The organism is Cyclobacterium jeungdonense (assembly GCF_010994275.1).
GTDB lineage: Bacteria > Bacteroidota > Bacteroidia > Cytophagales > Cyclobacteriaceae > Cyclobacterium > Cyclobacterium jeungdonense.
Map to the genome: position 1 here is coordinate 335,159 of NZ_WMCD01000004.1, position 15,035 is coordinate 350,193.

At 43.2% G+C, this 15,035-nt stretch carries 17 protein-coding genes; 8 read left to right on the forward strand and 9 right to left on the reverse strand.

Annotated features, from left to right (window positions below; genetic code table 11):
- Positions 1-3: 3 nt before the first annotated feature.
- Positions 4-534 (reverse strand): dTDP-4-dehydrorhamnose 3,5-epimerase, encoded by a 531-nt coding sequence (rfbC, locus tag GKS34_RS10985; protein WP_163384861.1) that lies wholly within the window; start codon positions 532-534, stop codon positions 4-6.
- Between the two features lie 262 nt (positions 535-796).
- Here rfbC and GKS34_RS10990 point away from each other — a divergent pair, with 262 nt between their 5' ends.
- The 4 genes from GKS34_RS10990 to GKS34_RS11005 all read left to right on the forward strand — a co-directional run bounded on the left by GKS34_RS10990 (position 797) and on the right by GKS34_RS11005 (position 4,986).
- Positions 797-2,182 (forward strand): polysaccharide biosynthesis protein, encoded by a 1,386-nt coding sequence (locus GKS34_RS10990; RefSeq protein WP_240459274.1) that lies wholly within the window; start codon positions 797-799, stop codon positions 2,180-2,182.
- A 10-nt stretch (positions 2,183-2,192) separates the two neighbouring features.
- The gene (locus GKS34_RS10995; RefSeq protein WP_163384863.1) at positions 2,193-2,612 is read left to right on the forward strand and encodes a M67 family metallopeptidase; all 420 of its coding nucleotides are present in this window, start codon (positions 2,193-2,195) and stop codon (positions 2,610-2,612) included.
- Positions 2,613-2,616: 4 nt separating this feature from the next.
- Positions 2,617-4,038 carry a molybdopterin-synthase adenylyltransferase MoeB gene (moeB, locus tag GKS34_RS11000; protein ID WP_205602058.1) on the forward strand — a complete coding sequence of 474 codons (1,422 nt, stop codon included), beginning with the start codon at positions 2,617-2,619 and terminating at the stop codon, positions 4,036-4,038.
- A 147-nt stretch (positions 4,039-4,185) separates the two neighbouring features.
- Positions 4,186-4,986, forward strand: coding sequence for a tRNA pseudouridine synthase A (locus tag GKS34_RS11005; RefSeq protein WP_163384864.1), 801 nt, complete (start codon positions 4,186-4,188; stop codon positions 4,984-4,986).
- Between the two features lie 31 nt (positions 4,987-5,017).
- Here the strand turns inward: GKS34_RS11005 and GKS34_RS11010 are convergent, their stop codons facing one another.
- Positions 5,018-6,496 carry an SLC13 family permease gene (locus tag GKS34_RS11010; RefSeq protein ID WP_163384865.1) on the reverse strand — a complete coding sequence of 493 codons (1,479 nt, stop codon included), beginning with the start codon at positions 6,494-6,496 and terminating at the stop codon, positions 5,018-5,020.
- A 198-nt stretch (positions 6,497-6,694) separates the two neighbouring features.
- Here GKS34_RS11010 and GKS34_RS11015 point away from each other — a divergent pair, with 198 nt between their 5' ends.
- Positions 6,695-7,219 carry a DUF4494 domain-containing protein gene (locus tag GKS34_RS11015; RefSeq protein WP_163384866.1) on the forward strand — a complete coding sequence of 175 codons (525 nt, stop codon included), beginning with the start codon at positions 6,695-6,697 and terminating at the stop codon, positions 7,217-7,219.
- A gap of 8 nt (positions 7,220-7,227) precedes the next feature.
- Here the strand turns inward: GKS34_RS11015 and GKS34_RS23420 are convergent, their stop codons facing one another.
- The 3 genes from GKS34_RS23420 to GKS34_RS23425 all read right to left on the reverse strand — a co-directional run bounded on the left by GKS34_RS23420 (position 7,228) and on the right by GKS34_RS23425 (position 8,309).
- A complete protein-coding gene (locus GKS34_RS23420; RefSeq protein WP_240459275.1) occupies positions 7,228-7,659 on the reverse strand; it encodes a rhodanese-like domain-containing protein in 432 nt (143 codons plus the stop codon).
- 208 nt (positions 7,660-7,867) lie between these two features.
- Positions 7,868-7,993 (reverse strand): ThiF family adenylyltransferase, encoded by a 126-nt coding sequence (locus tag GKS34_RS23680; protein ID WP_317167975.1) that lies wholly within the window; start codon positions 7,991-7,993, stop codon positions 7,868-7,870.
- Positions 7,983-8,309 carry a HesA/MoeB/ThiF family protein gene (locus tag GKS34_RS23425; RefSeq protein WP_262888563.1) on the reverse strand — a complete coding sequence of 109 codons (327 nt, stop codon included), beginning with the start codon at positions 8,307-8,309 and terminating at the stop codon, positions 7,983-7,985. The genes GKS34_RS23680 and GKS34_RS23425 overlap by 11 nt, the downstream gene beginning before the upstream one ends.
- Positions 8,310-8,602: 293 nt before the next feature.
- Between GKS34_RS23425 and GKS34_RS11025 the strand changes: the two genes are divergently transcribed.
- The 3 genes from GKS34_RS11025 to GKS34_RS11035 all read left to right on the forward strand — a co-directional run bounded on the left by GKS34_RS11025 (position 8,603) and on the right by GKS34_RS11035 (position 11,638).
- Positions 8,603-9,292 (forward strand): hypothetical protein, encoded by a 690-nt coding sequence (locus GKS34_RS11025; RefSeq protein ID WP_163384867.1) that lies wholly within the window; start codon positions 8,603-8,605, stop codon positions 9,290-9,292.
- A 128-nt stretch (positions 9,293-9,420) separates the two neighbouring features.
- The gene (locus GKS34_RS11030; protein WP_163384868.1) at positions 9,421-10,764 is read left to right on the forward strand and encodes a sugar porter family MFS transporter; all 1,344 of its coding nucleotides are present in this window, start codon (positions 9,421-9,423) and stop codon (positions 10,762-10,764) included.
- A complete protein-coding gene (locus tag GKS34_RS11035; RefSeq protein ID WP_163384869.1) occupies positions 10,757-11,638 on the forward strand; it encodes a carbohydrate kinase family protein in 882 nt (293 codons plus the stop codon). The genes GKS34_RS11030 and GKS34_RS11035 overlap by 8 nt, the downstream gene beginning before the upstream one ends.
- A gap of 33 nt (positions 11,639-11,671) precedes the next feature.
- Here GKS34_RS11035 and GKS34_RS11040 read toward each other — a convergent pair whose 3' ends face one another.
- The 4 genes from GKS34_RS11040 to GKS34_RS11055 all read right to left on the reverse strand — a co-directional run bounded on the left by GKS34_RS11040 (position 11,672) and on the right by GKS34_RS11055 (position 14,955).
- Positions 11,672-11,857 (reverse strand): hypothetical protein, encoded by a 186-nt coding sequence (locus GKS34_RS11040; protein ID WP_163384870.1) that lies wholly within the window; start codon positions 11,855-11,857, stop codon positions 11,672-11,674.
- A 145-nt stretch (positions 11,858-12,002) separates the two neighbouring features.
- Complete coding sequence (locus GKS34_RS11045; protein ID WP_163384871.1) at positions 12,003-13,073, reverse strand: alanine racemase; 1,071 nt, start codon at positions 13,071-13,073, stop codon at positions 12,003-12,005.
- A 1-nt stretch (position 13,074) separates the two neighbouring features.
- Positions 13,075-13,515 carry a GNAT family N-acetyltransferase gene (locus GKS34_RS11050; RefSeq protein ID WP_163384872.1) on the reverse strand — a complete coding sequence of 147 codons (441 nt, stop codon included), beginning with the start codon at positions 13,513-13,515 and terminating at the stop codon, positions 13,075-13,077.
- A 27-nt stretch (positions 13,516-13,542) separates the two neighbouring features.
- Positions 13,543-14,955: a sodium:solute symporter family protein gene (locus GKS34_RS11055; protein ID WP_163384873.1), complete on the reverse strand. Its 1,413-nt coding sequence runs from the start codon at positions 14,953-14,955 to the stop codon at positions 13,543-13,545.
- Between the last annotated feature and the right edge of the window lie 80 nt (positions 14,956-15,035).

Consider the following 15,035-nt stretch of genomic DNA (forward strand, 5'->3'; position numbering starts at 1 on the left):
AAATCAGGAGGTATAATAAGGGTGAGAATTGTCTTTTTCAGAAATAACCGACACCTCAATGGGCCACTTTAATCCAAACTTCGGGTCATCCCATTTGATTCCCCTTTCGGACCCCGGGGTATAAAACTGTGAAACCAGGTATTGAATGGACGTATTGTCCTCTAAAGTAATGAAACCGTGGGCAAAATTTTTCGGAACATACAGCATTCTGTTGTTTTCCTCTGATAGTTCCACACCAATCCATTTCCCATAAGTGGATGAATCTTCCCTGAGATCAATAATGACATCATAGATAGACCCTGAAGTGCATTTTACGAGTTTGGTCTCCTGATACGGGGCTACCTGGTAATGCATCCCTCGCACGGTTCCCTTCTCTTTATTGTAGGACATATTGGCTTGTGCAATTTGCGTTTCAAGCCCTCTTTTTTCAAATTCCTTCTGGCAAAATGTTCGTCCAAAAAAACCTCGTTCGTCCTCTATTTTCTCTACATCCAGGATAAAGGCCCCTTTTAATTCCGTTTCGGTAAAAATCATATTCGTTCAAAATTTGAACGAAATATACGGATAAATTGAAGAAAAAAATATTAACCCCACTAAATCGTTTGTTCATAAATTAATATTTGAACGGCGGGGATAAAAAAATATCTGCCAATTGCTTTTGTAGATAAGAAAATAAAATTAATTTTACATCGGTAAAATGATTTTTTTTTAAATATACATTTTTGAAGTTCAACTATTGTTAAATGCGTTTGAGAATTTAGCGCTGAATTGGTTAGACACTATGGAAACTGGAATCATGACACAAATCTGGGAGCATTCAACGAATACTCCAGACAAAACCCAGCTCGCGGTATTGACCAGTCTGACGGATAAGCTTATCGCCTTGTATCGCGAACAGGGAAGACTTGAACGTAATCCCCTGTATTCTTCCAGAAAAAGAACACTTTCACTTCCTACCGAATCCATCCACAAAATGCTGAATCAATCCACTGTACTTGTAACAGGTGGTTTGGGATGTGTGGGATCTGCATTAGTCCGTTCCCTTTTGGAGTATGACCCGGCCAAAATTGTAGTAGTAGATAAAGTCACCTCTGAGCAGAGCATGTATGAATTGCCCGCCTCTTCCCGGATTACACTCAAACAGCATGATATTCTGGACGAAAAAGGACTGGAAGATTTATTCAGAGAATATCAGCCAGCCTATGTATTCCATACCGCAGCTCAACGAAATCCGGGACTGGCTGAAAAAACCATCCTGGATACGATTAAAACCAATGTTTTAGGCACGTTAGCTGTGCTAAATGCCTGCGAAAAAGCACCGTCCGTGAAACAGTGCGTCTTTTCTTCCACTGGTAAAGCGAGTAGGTACCTTACCAATGAAATATATGCTGCCACGAAGAAGATTTGTGAAATGATGCTGGACGACTTTTCTAAAAGCAGCTCGAAAATTTACAGTATGGTGCGATTCACCCATATAGTAGACAACAGTTTAATGGATGAGCAAATCCGGGAGTATGCCGAAAAGGAAGATTTTATTCCGATCCATTCTCCGGGTAAATTTGTAACCGCGCAAAACGTAAACGAAGCAGCGCTGTTATTGCTAAATGCCTTGATTCATTCAGAAAAAGGAATAGCTCGATTTTTATTGGTAAAAAACCTGGAATGGCCGGTAGAAAGCCTTGAATTGGCCCTCTACTACATTCAGGAATTTAAACGAAAAATTCCCATTATTTTTACCGGGAATCCCAAGGGATATGGAGAGAAATTTTTCCGCGGACAATTGGACTGGAAAAATCCACTCGAATTGAACCTTTTGATCAATGTCTACGAAAACCGAAAGCGGCAAGTCAACGAGGCTGACGATATTATCATTTCATCCCTTGTACCCACCTCTCGGTTCCTGCTTCATAACCTGATCAGCGACCTAAAAAACGTAACAACAGACCAAGACGCAAAAACAGTTCTTCTGAGCGGATTAAAAAACTTATTTGAAGATTCCCTGACCCATGTCCCTACTTCACAAACCGAAGAGATTCTAAAGTGGGGGCTGGATCAGAATCACTTACGAGAGGATGGTCTCTCTCCTTCGGATTTTGGCGACATGATTCCCTTAATGCAACGGTCCTTATCAAATACCGGGTTAGAAAAAGAAGCTCGGAAACCTTTTGAATTACCCCGTTAGTTGCCCGATTATGATTCGTATTTCATCATCTCTGGTCGAAAATCTAATACAGGAGGTCGAATCGATTCCGGAGGAGACCTGTGGTTTTTTATTGGGCAAAACTACCGAAAATGAAAATAACGTCTTACATTATAAGCCGGTAGCAAATGTCAGCACCCAAAACAGAAGCAAGCATTATGTCATCGATCCAAAGGATTATTTACGAACGGAAGCTTTCTCCATAGAAACCCAAACAGCGTTGATAGGTATTTATCACACACACCTGGATTGGCCGGCCATTCCATCAGAAACGGATCGTTTAGCAGCATTTCCCAATGTATCCTATGTCATTATTTCCTTACGACAACTTCGCTTTTCGGAAATCAAATCCTGGAGATTAAACGATACCAATCAATTTTTAGAAGAAAAAATACACATTATTACCCAGTAAAATTATGGCAACCATATTTATTCCCACCCCTTTACGGAAGTTTACTGCTAATGCAGCCAAAACAGAAATTGAAGCGCAAACGATCAAAAGTTTGTTAGAAGAACTTTCAATAAAATTTCCTGAACTAAAAAGATATTTATATGCCCCGGATGGGAAAATCCCCTCGTTTATTAATATTTTCGTAGATGAGGAAGATATCCGGAATTTAGATATGGAAAACACTCAGGTCAAAAAAGAAAGTGTGGTAAGTATCGTTCCTGCTATAGCCGGAGGCATCGATGACATCACTTTTACCAAGGGAGAATTGGCCCGATACAATCGCCACATCATCATCCCGGAATTCGGACTGGAGGCACAGAAAAAACTAAAAAAATCCAAGGTCCTGGTCATCGGTTCCGGAGGACTTGGTAGTCCCCTTCTTCTTTACCTGGCTGCTGCCGGTGTGGGTACCCTCGGCATAGTGGATTTTGATGTTGTGGAGGATAGTAATCTTCACAGGCAAGTAATCTTCGGGGTTTCCGAGTTAGGCATTCCGAAAGTTGAGGCTGCTAAAAAAAGGCTTCTGGAGATCAACCCCTATATCCAAATAAATGTATATAATGAAAGGTTCACCAAAGAAAACGCCATGCGGCTAATTGGTGACTACGACCTTGTAGCAGATGGCACGGATAATTTCCCTACCAGATACCTGGTGAATGATGCCTGTGTCTTGTCAAACAAAACCAATGTTTATGCTTCCATTTACCAGTTTGAAGGCCAAGTATCTGTTTTCAATTATCAGGCAAATGGGGTGTTCGGACCAAACTACCGCGACTTGTATGAAACACCACCGCCTCCTGGGCTGGTGCCGAGTTGTGCAGAAGGTGGAGTATTGGGAGTATTGCCCGGAATCATCGGTAGTCTGCAGGCATTGGAAGTGTTGAAAGTCATTACAGGCATCGGCGAGGTGCTCAGCGGTAAGTTATACACTTTCGATGCCTTAAGTTTTCAATCCCGGACTTTTAAAGTTGGGAGGAAAAAGAGTAATCCATTAAATGGGGAAAACCCAAGCATCAAAGAATTGATTGATTATGAGGAATTTTGCAGTGTTGGCAAAATAGAATCCAAAATCAAGGAAATTTCGGCCGAGGAATTCAGGGAGCTCCTGGAAAAAGAAGAAGACTTCCAATTGATCGATGTACGCGAACCCCACGAATTTGAGATTGCGAATATTGGAGGAGAATTGATCCCCTTAGGTACTATTATTTCGCAGGGGGAGAAAATCGAAAGGGATAAAAAGGTTGTTGTTCTTTGCAAGGTTGGTGGCCGAAGTGAAAAGGCTATCCGGGCACTGGAAGAGCAATTTGGATTTAGCAATTTGTATAATTTAAAAGGAGGAATAATCCATTACCTTAATACCTTTCACCCGGAAATGGAGACTTATTAATATCGGCATAAAATCATTTTTCTTGAGTAATAAAAATAGTTTGATATTGAGAATATGGTTCTTTGCCATAGATGCAAAGGTCAGTTTCTCATTCAGTACTAAATCAACCTGTTTGCTCCTATTGCTCACTTACACTAGTTTTGCCCCATGCAATCCCGTCCTTATACCTACCTATTTCGGATACAGTATCTGGGCCTGCGCTACCATGGCTGGCAGGTTCAAAAAGGAGTAAAAACCATACAAGGCACTCTGCAACGAAGGTTTCGCTACCTACTTGGCCACGAAGATTTCACCCTTTTGGGAGCCAGTCGAACGGACAGCAGCGTATCCTGCCTTCAGGGCGCCTTTGAACTTTTTCTAAAACACCCGCTGGATACGGCCTCCTTCCTGCCACTTGCCAATGAATACCTACCTCCAGATATTCGGCTGCTCAGTTGTCAGTCCGTACCTACATCTTTCAACATCATTCAGGATGTATGTTCCAAACAGTACGGATACTATTTTAGTTATGGGGAAAAACCCCATCCCTTCATGACAACTACCCTGGCCTACGCCGGAAAAAATCCGAATTTTTCCCTAATGGAACAAGGAGCGGCCCTTTACCAGGGGCACCATGATTTTCGACGTTTTTGCAGCCAGGGAAAAAATACAGAAAACTTTGTCCGGAAGATCGACTATTCCGTCCTCCTCCAGGCAGGGGACGACCTGCTGTGGCTTCCAACAGAAAATGCCTGGGTATTCAGGGTGAAGGGAGCAGGTTTTCTGATGCATCAGGTGAGAAGAATGGCGGCATCCCTTTTTATGCTTGGCAACGGCGAGCTTAGCCTGGAAACTCTTGAAAAAGCCTTGGACAGTAAAGAAAAAAGCCCCTTATGCCCTAAAGCCCCTTCCGTAGGCCTGGTACTGGAAAGTGTCGAGTTCCGAACCGAAAGCCTGGCAACTTCCTAGAACACCAGAGGCGTTTCGTAAATGCTGGTCTTCAACGTACATAAACCCAATAAATAAGTGTGTACGCAGATATCCACAGCAACAGTATGGCGACCAAATTCAGAACAATACCCACTTTTATCATTTCCCGCATGCCAATAAATCCGCTGGAGAACAGAATGGCGTTCGGAGGTGTGGAAATGGGAAGCATGAAGGCGAAACTGCTGGCCATGGTCACCGGTATGGCAAATAATAAAACCTCCTCCCCCAGCCCATTGGCAATCCCCATGACCACCGGAAGGAAAATCGTTACCAGGGCAACATTACTCATCACTTCGGTTAGAAACAAGGAAACGGCTGTCAATGCCAGTACCAGTGCCGCTACGGAAAACCATTGATTTTCGGAAATGTAGCCGCCTATTCCCTGAATGATCCCTGCTGCTTCCATGCCCTTAGCCAGAGACATCCCTCCCCCAAAAAGCAGCAAAATTCCCCAGGGAAGCCGCTGCATGCTCTTCCAATCCAGTAACCTCCTTCCGTCAAGCCGTGACGCTGGGATAAGAAATACCAGAACGCCCCCTATCATCGCAATGATGGTATCGTTTAAAAAAGCATTGGGCAAAAGCTTGTTTAAGGGATTTCGGAAAATCCAGAGTAGCGCTGTCATTACCAGCACGCCTGTGGTCCGTATTTCGGCAGTACTCACTGGCCCCAGGGCATTCAGCTGGTCCTGTATGACTTTCGCCGACCCGGCAATATGTCCCAGTTTATTGGGGTAAGCCACCTTTACCAATAGCATATACATCAGCAGGCCCATAATGAGGCCTATTGGCAAACCAATCAATAACCAGCGGCTGAAATCTAGGGAAACTCCGTACAATTCCTGCATGTATCCAACTAAAACCACATTGGGAGGAGTGCCAATAATGGTGATAACCCCACCAATATTGGCTGCATATGCAATCCCCAACATCAGGGCAAAGGCAAAATTGGAAAAGCCCTTTTTCCCGGCCAGATCCGGATTTGTAGACTGAATTAACTGCAAAATGGAAAGGGCAATGGGCAGCATCATCACCGCCGTAGCCGTATTGCTGATCCACATGCTGAGAAAAAGTGTGGCCAGGTAAAAACCCAAAATGATCCCATCCGGCCGGGTACCGGTGAACTTGATCAGGTTTAATGCTATCCGTAGGTGCAATTTGTTACGCTCCATGGCCAGGGCAATGATGAACCCTCCCATAAACAAGTAAATGACTGGATTGGCATAAGGAGCCGTAGCCTCACTCATTTCGAAAACTCCCATCAAAGGTAGTAGGATCATGGGTAGTAGGGCAGTAACGGGGATGGGTACGGCCTCCGTCACCCACCAACATAACATCCAGACTCCAAGTGCAAGTACGCTACCACTGTCATCTAGGGCCCAGATCGCAACATAATCCCCGGCAAAAAATACGGCAAACAGTATCGGCCCCAAAAAAAGGCCAAAAGTATTGGCAGCCGATACGTTACTGGTATTTCCGGATACATTCATCACTGGCAAATGGCGGTTTGAAAAGGACCAAAATAAGCTGTTTTTTCAAGAACTGCTGTAAAATAGGAAATCATTTGACAAAAAAGTAAAGGATTCCCTTATTGGGAGACGTTCCTAACGATTTGAAAAAACATTTTTTTGTTTTAGGGATTTCGGTTTACCTTCGTGGATCCAAAGCAATTCTGAAGCGAACGAATTATGAGAACCTGGTTTTTGTGTAAAGTAAAATATGCCAAAGAAAACGAGCAGGGCTTGCTCAAAAATGTATCCGAGCAGTATCTGGTAGATGCCGTGTCCTTCACAGAGGCGGAAGCCCGTATTTACGATATGCTTGGTAGCGTCATCCGCGGTGATTTTCAGGTGACAAGCATCGGCAAAAGCAATATTGTTGATGTGTTTTTTTACGAGGATATTGATGTCTGGCACAAATGCAAGATCACCTACATCGTGGCAGATGCCGATAGTGGCAAGGAAAAAAAGGTAACTCAGTACATGCTTGTCACTGCCCACCACGTAAAGGAAGCATACGAACGAATCTACGAAAGCCTGAACAACATGCTTGTCAGTTTTAATGTGCCGGAAGTGAGCGAAAGTCCAATCGTAGAGATTTTTCCTTATGAAAAAGACGATGAGGAACTCAATCCTGCCATCCCTGACAACTTCAAACCCCTGGATAAATCCAACCCTGAGGAAGAGGAGATACAAGAAGAAACCGATAATTGATTCCTAAACTAGCCATTTGGGAATCTATCCAAATAGGCCTTGATACCTCCCTGTAGGTTAAATAAATGGATGAAGCCGTGCCTATCTTCCAGTTGCTTTATCGCCTGCTCGCTCCGGGCACCCATCTCACAATGGAAGATCACTTTTTTGTTCCTTTCGATTTGGCCGGATTGTTCATCAATTTGTGACAAAGGTATCAACTTCCCACCTAGATTGGCACGCTGATATTCATAGGGTTCCCGCACATCAATCAACTGAAAATTTTCGCCACGGGTTTTTAAAAGATGAAAAGCTTCTACCAAAAGCTGCTTCACTTTGGATGCTTTGTTAATCCCACAGAAAGCTTCGTAGTCTAGCAATTTTTTGATGGATGGCTTATTCCCGTTCAAGGGGTTTTCGGGTTTCCGTTTGATGGTGAAGCTCCTGCTGACTAACGTCATCGCATCGAATAGTAAGATTTTCCCACTAGTAACTTCTCCTACTCCCGTTAGGATATTGATTACCTCCAGGGCCTACATGCTGCCAATTATTCCAGGAAGTACACCCAAGCCGCCACTTTCCGCACAATTGGGTACTGATCCGGCCGGAGGAGGGCTGGGATACAAATCCCGATAATTAGGCCCGATATTCCCCTTTTTATCCGGATAATTAAAAAACCGCTACCTGTCCTTCGAATTGGTAAACCGAACCATACACATTGGGTTTCCCCGCTAACACGCAGGCATCATTTACCAGGTAACGGGTTGGGAAATTATCCGTCCCGTCAGCCACCACATCCTAATCGGGAATAATTTCCAGGGCATTGGCTGAAGTCAGCCGCTGGTCGTATGTTTTTACCTGTATAAAGGATTGATACCTTCAAGCCTCTTTTTGCTGCCAGTACCCTGGCCTCGCCAATCTGGGATCCATCAAAAAGCACCTGCCTGTGAAGGTTGGAAGGATCAACCCGCTCGAAATCTACAATCCCGGTCTGTCCGACCCCTGCCGCAGCCAGGTACAAGAGCAATGTGCTTCCCAGTCCTCCAGATCCAACCACCAAAACCCGGGCTCTCTTTAGCTTTTCTTGTGCCTTTACCCCAAATCCGGGCAACGCGAAATGCCGGCTGGAATGTTCAAATTCTCCATCAGAAAAAAATTCGGTCTGTCATACGTGTTGGTTCCTTACTGCAATTTCCAACTCAATTTTTGTTACAATAAAATTTTTCACAGCTTCCACCCATGACTCCAATCCATATGCTACCAATTTACGTAACTATAAATGGTTAAAGAAAAATGAATTCTCACTTAAAAAAAAATCATGAATTCTATTTTTAGGTTTCAAATACAGATTCTTTTATACATTGAATTGATTTTACTAACTTGCAAGTTAAAGCCAATAGTCGAATGAAAACAATACTACTACCATTTGTCAGCATACTGTTCTTTTTTTCGGTACCTTCCTTTGGACAGGATAACAGGACGGACAGGCTTGGCATTGGTATCGGCCCCGCTAAAATGTACGGTGACAATACAGGCGTACACAGCAAGTTCAAATTTAAGGTGCTTCCTGTTTTGAGTTTGGATTATAGTAAAAAAATTGAAACGTTTTTTGATGTAAAAGCAACATTGGGTTGGCAAATGGTAAATAGCGGGGATTTTTATAATACAGAACAAATAGATAAAATAGCTGCGTCTAATTTACCGCATGCTTTCAAAGGAAACATCTATTATGCCGATGTCATGCCTATTTATCATTTCAACCCCAATCAGAGCGGTTACCTACCTTCCCTGGTAAAGGTGTACGCTGGATTAGGCCTGGGCTATTTTTATTCCCAACGAACTGATGAAAAATTGATACTAAACGATCCTTCCCGAAGGACCGAAACGTATCCTGCTTCCGACTCTGGAATCTATATTCCTTTCAGACTAGGCATTTACAAGGACCTGAAATCAGATGCAGACATTGGGATTGAGGCGACTTTAGTTGTCAGCCCGTTTTCTGAACTGGAAGGAAATGATCAGCAACAAAAAAGAATCAAGTCCGACATGCTGATGCAACTCCAGTTTTACTACCGGATATTTATTGGTAAATAGAAACCAACGTATCCCCTCCTGAAAAGCTTCCCTTTTAATTTTCAATTTTGAGATAAATTTCAGATTCTCTTTTTAAAAAGCACATATCTGTTTAGATTTAAACGTTATTGTCCCTAGCGATTACTTTTATGAAAATCAACAGTTATGTACTATTTCTTTCCGTTGTTGCGGCTTTGGGAGGATTTTTGTTCGGTTTCGATACCGCCGTTATTTCAGGTGCTGAAAGACAGATCCAGGAAGTTTGGGCCCTGAGTGACTGGAGCCACGGCATGGCGGTGGCCATTGCCTTATACGGTACGGTTATCGGTGCCTTGTTTGGAGGTATTCCTGCCGACCGTTACGGGCGGAAATCATCCCTGATAGGAATTGGTATCCTGTACTTTGTCTCTGCACTGGGTTCTGCGCTGGCTCCAGAGGTCTATTCCTTTATGGTATTCCGTTTTATTGGTGGCATTGGGGTTGGCGCCTCTTCTGTGGTTGCTCCCATGTATATCAGCGAAATTTCCCCAGCGAAAAACCGCGGGCAACTGGTGGCCTTGTTTCAGTTTAATTTGGTTTTCGGTATACTGGTCGCTTATCTTTCTAATTACCTGATTGGCCTCAGCATAGCCGTGGAGAGCTGGCGCTGGATGCTTGGCGTAGAAGCCATTCCTGCCCTAATTTATACCTTGTTGGTGCTTAAAGTACCGTTGAGTCCTCGGTGGCTGATTGCTAAGCGAGACGACTTTGAAAATGCCGAACGGATTTTGAAGCGGACCGATCCGGAGGGTGTGACCGAGGCCATACGGCTAGCACTGGAAGAGAAAAAGCTCAATAAGCTGACAGTAAGTTTTTCTGCGTTGTTTCACACCAAATACCTGCGGATAACCCTATTAGCGATATTCATAGCAATGTTTAATCAGCTATCCGGAATCAACGCCATCATTTATTTTGCCCCCAGAATATTCGAAATGGCCGGTATTAGTGCTGAAAGTGCTTTGTTATCCACCGTAGGTATCGGCGCGGTTAATATGGTAGCGACCATGCTCGGTTTATTTTTAATTGATCGGATAGGTCGCAAAAAACTCATGTACGCCGGATCCCTGGGATACATCGTTTCCTTGGTTTTGATCGCATATTCTTTTTCGGGGGGTCAGATCAGCAGTAGTTATTTACCGATCTTTGTTTTTATGTTTATCGCCTCCCATGCCATTGGGCAAGGGGCGGTGATATGGGTATTTATATCCGAAATCTTTCCCAACGAAATACGAGCATATGGCCAATCCATCGGAAGTTTTACCCATTGGATTCTTGCTGCCCTGATAGCCAATGTGTTTCCGTTCTTTGCCAATCAATTTGGCCCGGTAGTCATTTTCGGTTTCTTTGCACTGATGATGGTACTGCAGCTTTTGTGGGTGCAGTTTAAAATGCCCGAAACTAAAGGCAGGTCCCTGGAAGAAATTCAACAAGATTTTAGTAAAGAACATGCCTAAAAAAATCATTTGTTACGGAGAAATGTTGTGGGATATTTTTCCAAAAGAAAGCATAGCCGGGGGAGCTCCCATGAACGTAGCCCTCCAATTACACCATTTAGGATTGAATGTCGAAATGATTTCCAGGATCGGTGATGATAAGCTTGGAAATAAATTGCTGGCGTTTGTTAAGGACTTCGGTCTTTCGGATACTTTCATACAAAAAGACCCTGTCCACCCCACAGGAACTGTGATCGTGAACGATCAGGACAAGGAAAATATCCGATATGAAATCGTCAAACCCGCTGCCTGGGATTACATTCAATGGACTGAAGACATGGGAAAAGCACTTAAAAATGCAGATGCTTTAATATTCGGTACACTGGCTGCCAGAAGTGAGGAAAGTAAAGCGACACTTGATAAATTGCTGGAGTTCCCAATATTAAAAATTGCCGACATCAACCTAAGGGCTCCATTTTATTCTGCAGATTTAATTGAACATTTATTAACTAAGGCTAACATACTGAAAATTAACGAAGAGGAACTCACACTTTTAGCAGACTTTTACGATCTCCCCAGTAAAATGGAGGCAGCTTTGGAGAAGCTAAACGAATTATTTGATTTTGACCTCATTTGTGTTACACTGGGAAGCAAAGGGGCTGTCCTTTACCAGGATGGAGAAATTATCAGCCATCCCGGATATCCCGTTACGGTTAAGGATACGGTAGGTGCAGGAGATGCTTTTCTGGCTGGCTTTGTGTCTAGATACCTGGCCAATGAATCGCCCGAAAAAATATTGGACTTTGCCTGTGCATTAGGAGCCCTCACAACCACTTATTCCGGGGGGACACCCGTGTACAAAATGGAGGACATATATCGTATTCAAAACTTGTAATAACATGCCCTCCCCCCTATCTATATCCGGTTATCAGAAACTAATCCCTATAGCTACTTTAAAGCCTCTGTTATATACAGCGGTACCTGAGCCTTCAAATACAGGTTCCAATCCAAAATCATAACTCGTCTGAAAATTCAGTCCTTTTGGCGGGTTGTAACCCAGTCCGACGACCATTCCAGCATCGAAGTCTTTGATTGCGATTCCAATTTTTCTCATGATAGGTATAAAGTTGGTTTATTCAACGGATAGGAAAACCAATTTTATTCCAAAAAAGGAAAAACGTTAATTAGAATCTTTTCTATGCCAGGGAAACTCCATCTCTGGACTTTATTGCAGAAAGGCAGATTCCTGCGAAATCGGGTCAAACTACCCGTTTTTCGATGTAACTGGAGTTAAGAATAGCCAAAGCTCCCATGTATTTAAGTCGGAATTTGATTAAATCTCCCACTTTGTATTTTTCCGGATTTTCTCCCAGGTTGATGATAAGCATATCGGAACTGGCTCCCAATATTTCAAATTCTCCATCATCAGCTATCATGTATTTGGGATCTACATCAAGTAGACCTAAATCCAGAATTGCCCTGAAGGAAGATTTTCCATACAAAGACTCATCAATATCTGCCATTTCACCTTGCGGATTGTTGGCCAGGTTTCCGGACGGTAGCAAGGGTTTTTCCTGCATTTCAATGATCTCTGCAAAGAGTTCAAAAACATCCGAATTCATGCCTTCGATGGTTTTTTCTTCGAAAAGATCGACTCCAAAATACAAGGTTTCTCCTACGCGAAAATGATTGACACCTTTTGGTAGTTGTTTGTGAAGCATCAGCGGAATGGTAACGGAAGTACCGGCAGACACCCAAGGAATCTTTTTATTGAATTTCAATTCTATGATCTGTTTGTATAAGGACAATTGGATCAATTTGTCAGCAGAGGGCATAACTCCATTGAGACAATTAAGATTGGTCCCCAAACCAATAATTTCCAGATTGGGCAATTCAAATACTTTGGCATAAAAGTCTAACAAGTGATCTCCCATTACTCCTTCCCGGAGGTCTCCAGTTTCCACCATGATGATAATCTTATGCTTTTTATTTTGTTTGACAGCCTCCTCACTGATCCACCGGATCGTATTTAACTCGCTGTTCAGGCTGACGTCTGCATACTTGACCATATCGGCCAGGTTTCGTTTGGATGGGGGCTTGATATAGACGGTTTGAACGTTGGGATTAATTTCCTTTACCTTTGCCAGATTGCTAATTCGGGAGTCATGAATTTCGTCTGCGCCCATGTCAATCAGCTCCTTTATGTATTTTCGGTTGCCGCAGAGAACTTTTGAAACCACTCCCCATGACACCCCATTTCTATCAAATTCCTTTTTCAGGAAGTCAAAATTTTCCCTAAGTTTATTACGATAAAGGTTTAAGAAAGCCATATTATTTTTTCAGTCTCATTTCCAGGTATTTACTAGTAAATCCCAGTTTTTCGTACAGTATTCTGGCCGGATTATCCGGTTCCACGTGAAGTGCAATATCACCTTTCGCCATATCGATGGCCGTTTTCATGAGTTTTTTACCCAATCCTTTTCCTCTCTGGGAGGCATCTACAGCAATGTACACCAAAATATTTTCAGGTATATAACCAGACATCCCGGTTCTATTTACCACTGCGGTGCCCACTATTTTTCCTTCTTCCCTGGCCAGCACAGCAAAGCCGCCTTTTTCATCGGACTGGTCCAATGCATAATCCAGACAACGCATGATGTCCTCTTTTGGGTCTCCGTATTGATCCAGGTGTTGAAACAAAAAATCGGCTATTTCGTGCTTTTGTGATGCCGTGGTATTATCTCCTGCTGAAAGTGTTTCTATTGTAGACATTTATCCGATCGCATTTAGTTTATCCTTTTATTTTTTTTCTAACCTATAAATAAGCAAAAACACTGCTAAAGATGATAAAACTCCAAAAAAGTTGGGATCCAGACCTAATGGCAGTTCCAGTGTCAATATGGAGAGAACCGCGGTGGTTACGCCACCGATGATCATGGATGAGATAGCCGCCAGTGGCGAACGCATGTTCCAAAACAAGCCCGCAATAATCGGCACCAACAGTCCGGACACCATAAAGGCATAGGAATAAAGCATCAACTCCAACACATTCGTCATCTGAATGGCAATAATCAGGGCAACTGTACCAATCAAAAGCGTAAACAATTGGCTCATACGCATCACAAAGCCATCTTTTTTTGTCTTCAGATACCTACCGAAAATATCAGTAGTGAGATTTCCGGAAGCAGCCATCAGGCAGGAATCTGCAGTAGAAAGTACCGCAGAAAAATAGGCAGACATCATCAATCCCATAATCCCGGGAGGGAGAACCGTGCTCAACAAAATAGGAAGGCCCATTTCCGGATCCAGGTCTTCCTGACTCACCGCAATTAGCCCCTGCTCGAAGGCTACTTTGGCCAAAAGTCCGAGAGATACTCCCATAAAAGCCATAATCGGCCATTCAAATAAGCCGGCAATAAACCACGCTTTTTTTGCGGATTTCACATCCGTACTGGCAAAGATCCGCTGGTACAGGGTCATTCCGACAAACCAAATAGGCAAAATGGTAATTCCCCAATTCGCCAGATCCTGCCAGCGCAAATTGGTCAAAGAAAAGTATTCTGCAGGCAGTGTGTCCCGAATTGCCTCCCAACCGCCTACATGATAATAAGAAACTGGCAGCCCGATAAAGATAAAACCCATCATCAATACAATCCATTGTACCGTATCGGTGTAAATGACCGCCTTAAGTCCCCCTAAAACCGTATACACAACCGCTATGATTCCCATGATCAACAAAGCAAGGTTCAAATCCAAGGCCTCAAATGTTCCGGCTGCCAGTTTGGCACCAGCAAGCAACTGCGAAGAAGTAAAGCCCAAATAACCGGCAAAACTGATCACGGCAGCAACAACTCCTACTTTTCTGTCGAATAAGTGTTGAAAAATCTGGGGAAGGGTATAAAAGTTTTTAAATTCAGGATTGGCCCGAACCCTGGGTATTAGCAAGACTGCGGCCAGCCAGGCACCCAACAGACCGGTAAACAGCATCCAACTTCCGGAAAGGCCCATCAGAAAACCTAATCCGCCAAGACCTACCGAAAAGCCACCTCCAACATCTGTGGCTACTACAGAAAGGCCTATGTGCCAACTCCCAATATTCCTTCCCCCCACGTAATAATCATCCTGGCCGGTATTTTTTCGCATGAAGTAAAACCCTATTCCAAGCATTAAAATCATGTAAATGATAAAGATGGATAAATCTATTAAAGCCATTTTTTACTGGTTAAGTCAATAAATTGCTTCCCATTAATACAATAAAAATTGAAAATTCCTAATTTTTTACTAATGTATGC

Excerpts from the sequence above, each read along its gene's own strand:
- rfbC (WP_163384861.1), bottom strand. The coding sequence starts at position 534 with ATGATTTTTACCGAAACGGAATTAAAAGGGGCCTTTATCCTGGATGTA.
- GKS34_RS10990 (WP_240459274.1), top strand. The coding sequence starts at position 797 with ATGACACAAATCTGGGAGCATTCAACGAATACTCCAGACAAAACCCAG.
- GKS34_RS10995 (WP_163384863.1), top strand. The coding sequence starts at position 2,193 with ATGATTCGTATTTCATCATCTCTGGTCGAAAATCTAATACAGGAGGTC.
- moeB (WP_205602058.1), top strand. The coding sequence starts at position 2,617 with ATGGCAACCATATTTATTCCCACCCCTTTACGGAAGTTTACTGCTAAT.
- GKS34_RS11005 (WP_163384864.1), top strand. The coding sequence starts at position 4,186 with ATGCAATCCCGTCCTTATACCTACCTATTTCGGATACAGTATCTGGGC.
- GKS34_RS11010 (WP_163384865.1), bottom strand. The coding sequence starts at position 6,496 with ATGAATGTATCCGGAAATACCAGTAACGTATCGGCTGCCAATACTTTT.
- GKS34_RS11015 (WP_163384866.1), top strand. The coding sequence starts at position 6,695 with ATGAGAACCTGGTTTTTGTGTAAAGTAAAATATGCCAAAGAAAACGAG.
- GKS34_RS23420 (WP_240459275.1), bottom strand. The coding sequence starts at position 7,659 with ATGACGTTAGTCAGCAGGAGCTTCACCATCAAACGGAAACCCGAAAAC.
- GKS34_RS11025 (WP_163384867.1), top strand. The coding sequence starts at position 8,603 with ATGAAAACAATACTACTACCATTTGTCAGCATACTGTTCTTTTTTTCG.
- GKS34_RS11030 (WP_163384868.1), top strand. The coding sequence starts at position 9,421 with ATGAAAATCAACAGTTATGTACTATTTCTTTCCGTTGTTGCGGCTTTG.
- GKS34_RS11035 (WP_163384869.1), top strand. The coding sequence starts at position 10,757 with ATGCCTAAAAAAATCATTTGTTACGGAGAAATGTTGTGGGATATTTTT.
- GKS34_RS11040 (WP_163384870.1), bottom strand. The coding sequence starts at position 11,857 with ATGAGAAAAATTGGAATCGCAATCAAAGACTTCGATGCTGGAATGGTC.
- GKS34_RS11045 (WP_163384871.1), bottom strand. The coding sequence starts at position 13,073 with ATGGCTTTCTTAAACCTTTATCGTAATAAACTTAGGGAAAATTTTGAC.
- GKS34_RS11050 (WP_163384872.1), bottom strand. The coding sequence starts at position 13,515 with ATGTCTACAATAGAAACACTTTCAGCAGGAGATAATACCACGGCATCA.
- GKS34_RS11055 (WP_163384873.1), bottom strand. The coding sequence starts at position 14,955 with ATGGCTTTAATAGATTTATCCATCTTTATCATTTACATGATTTTAATG.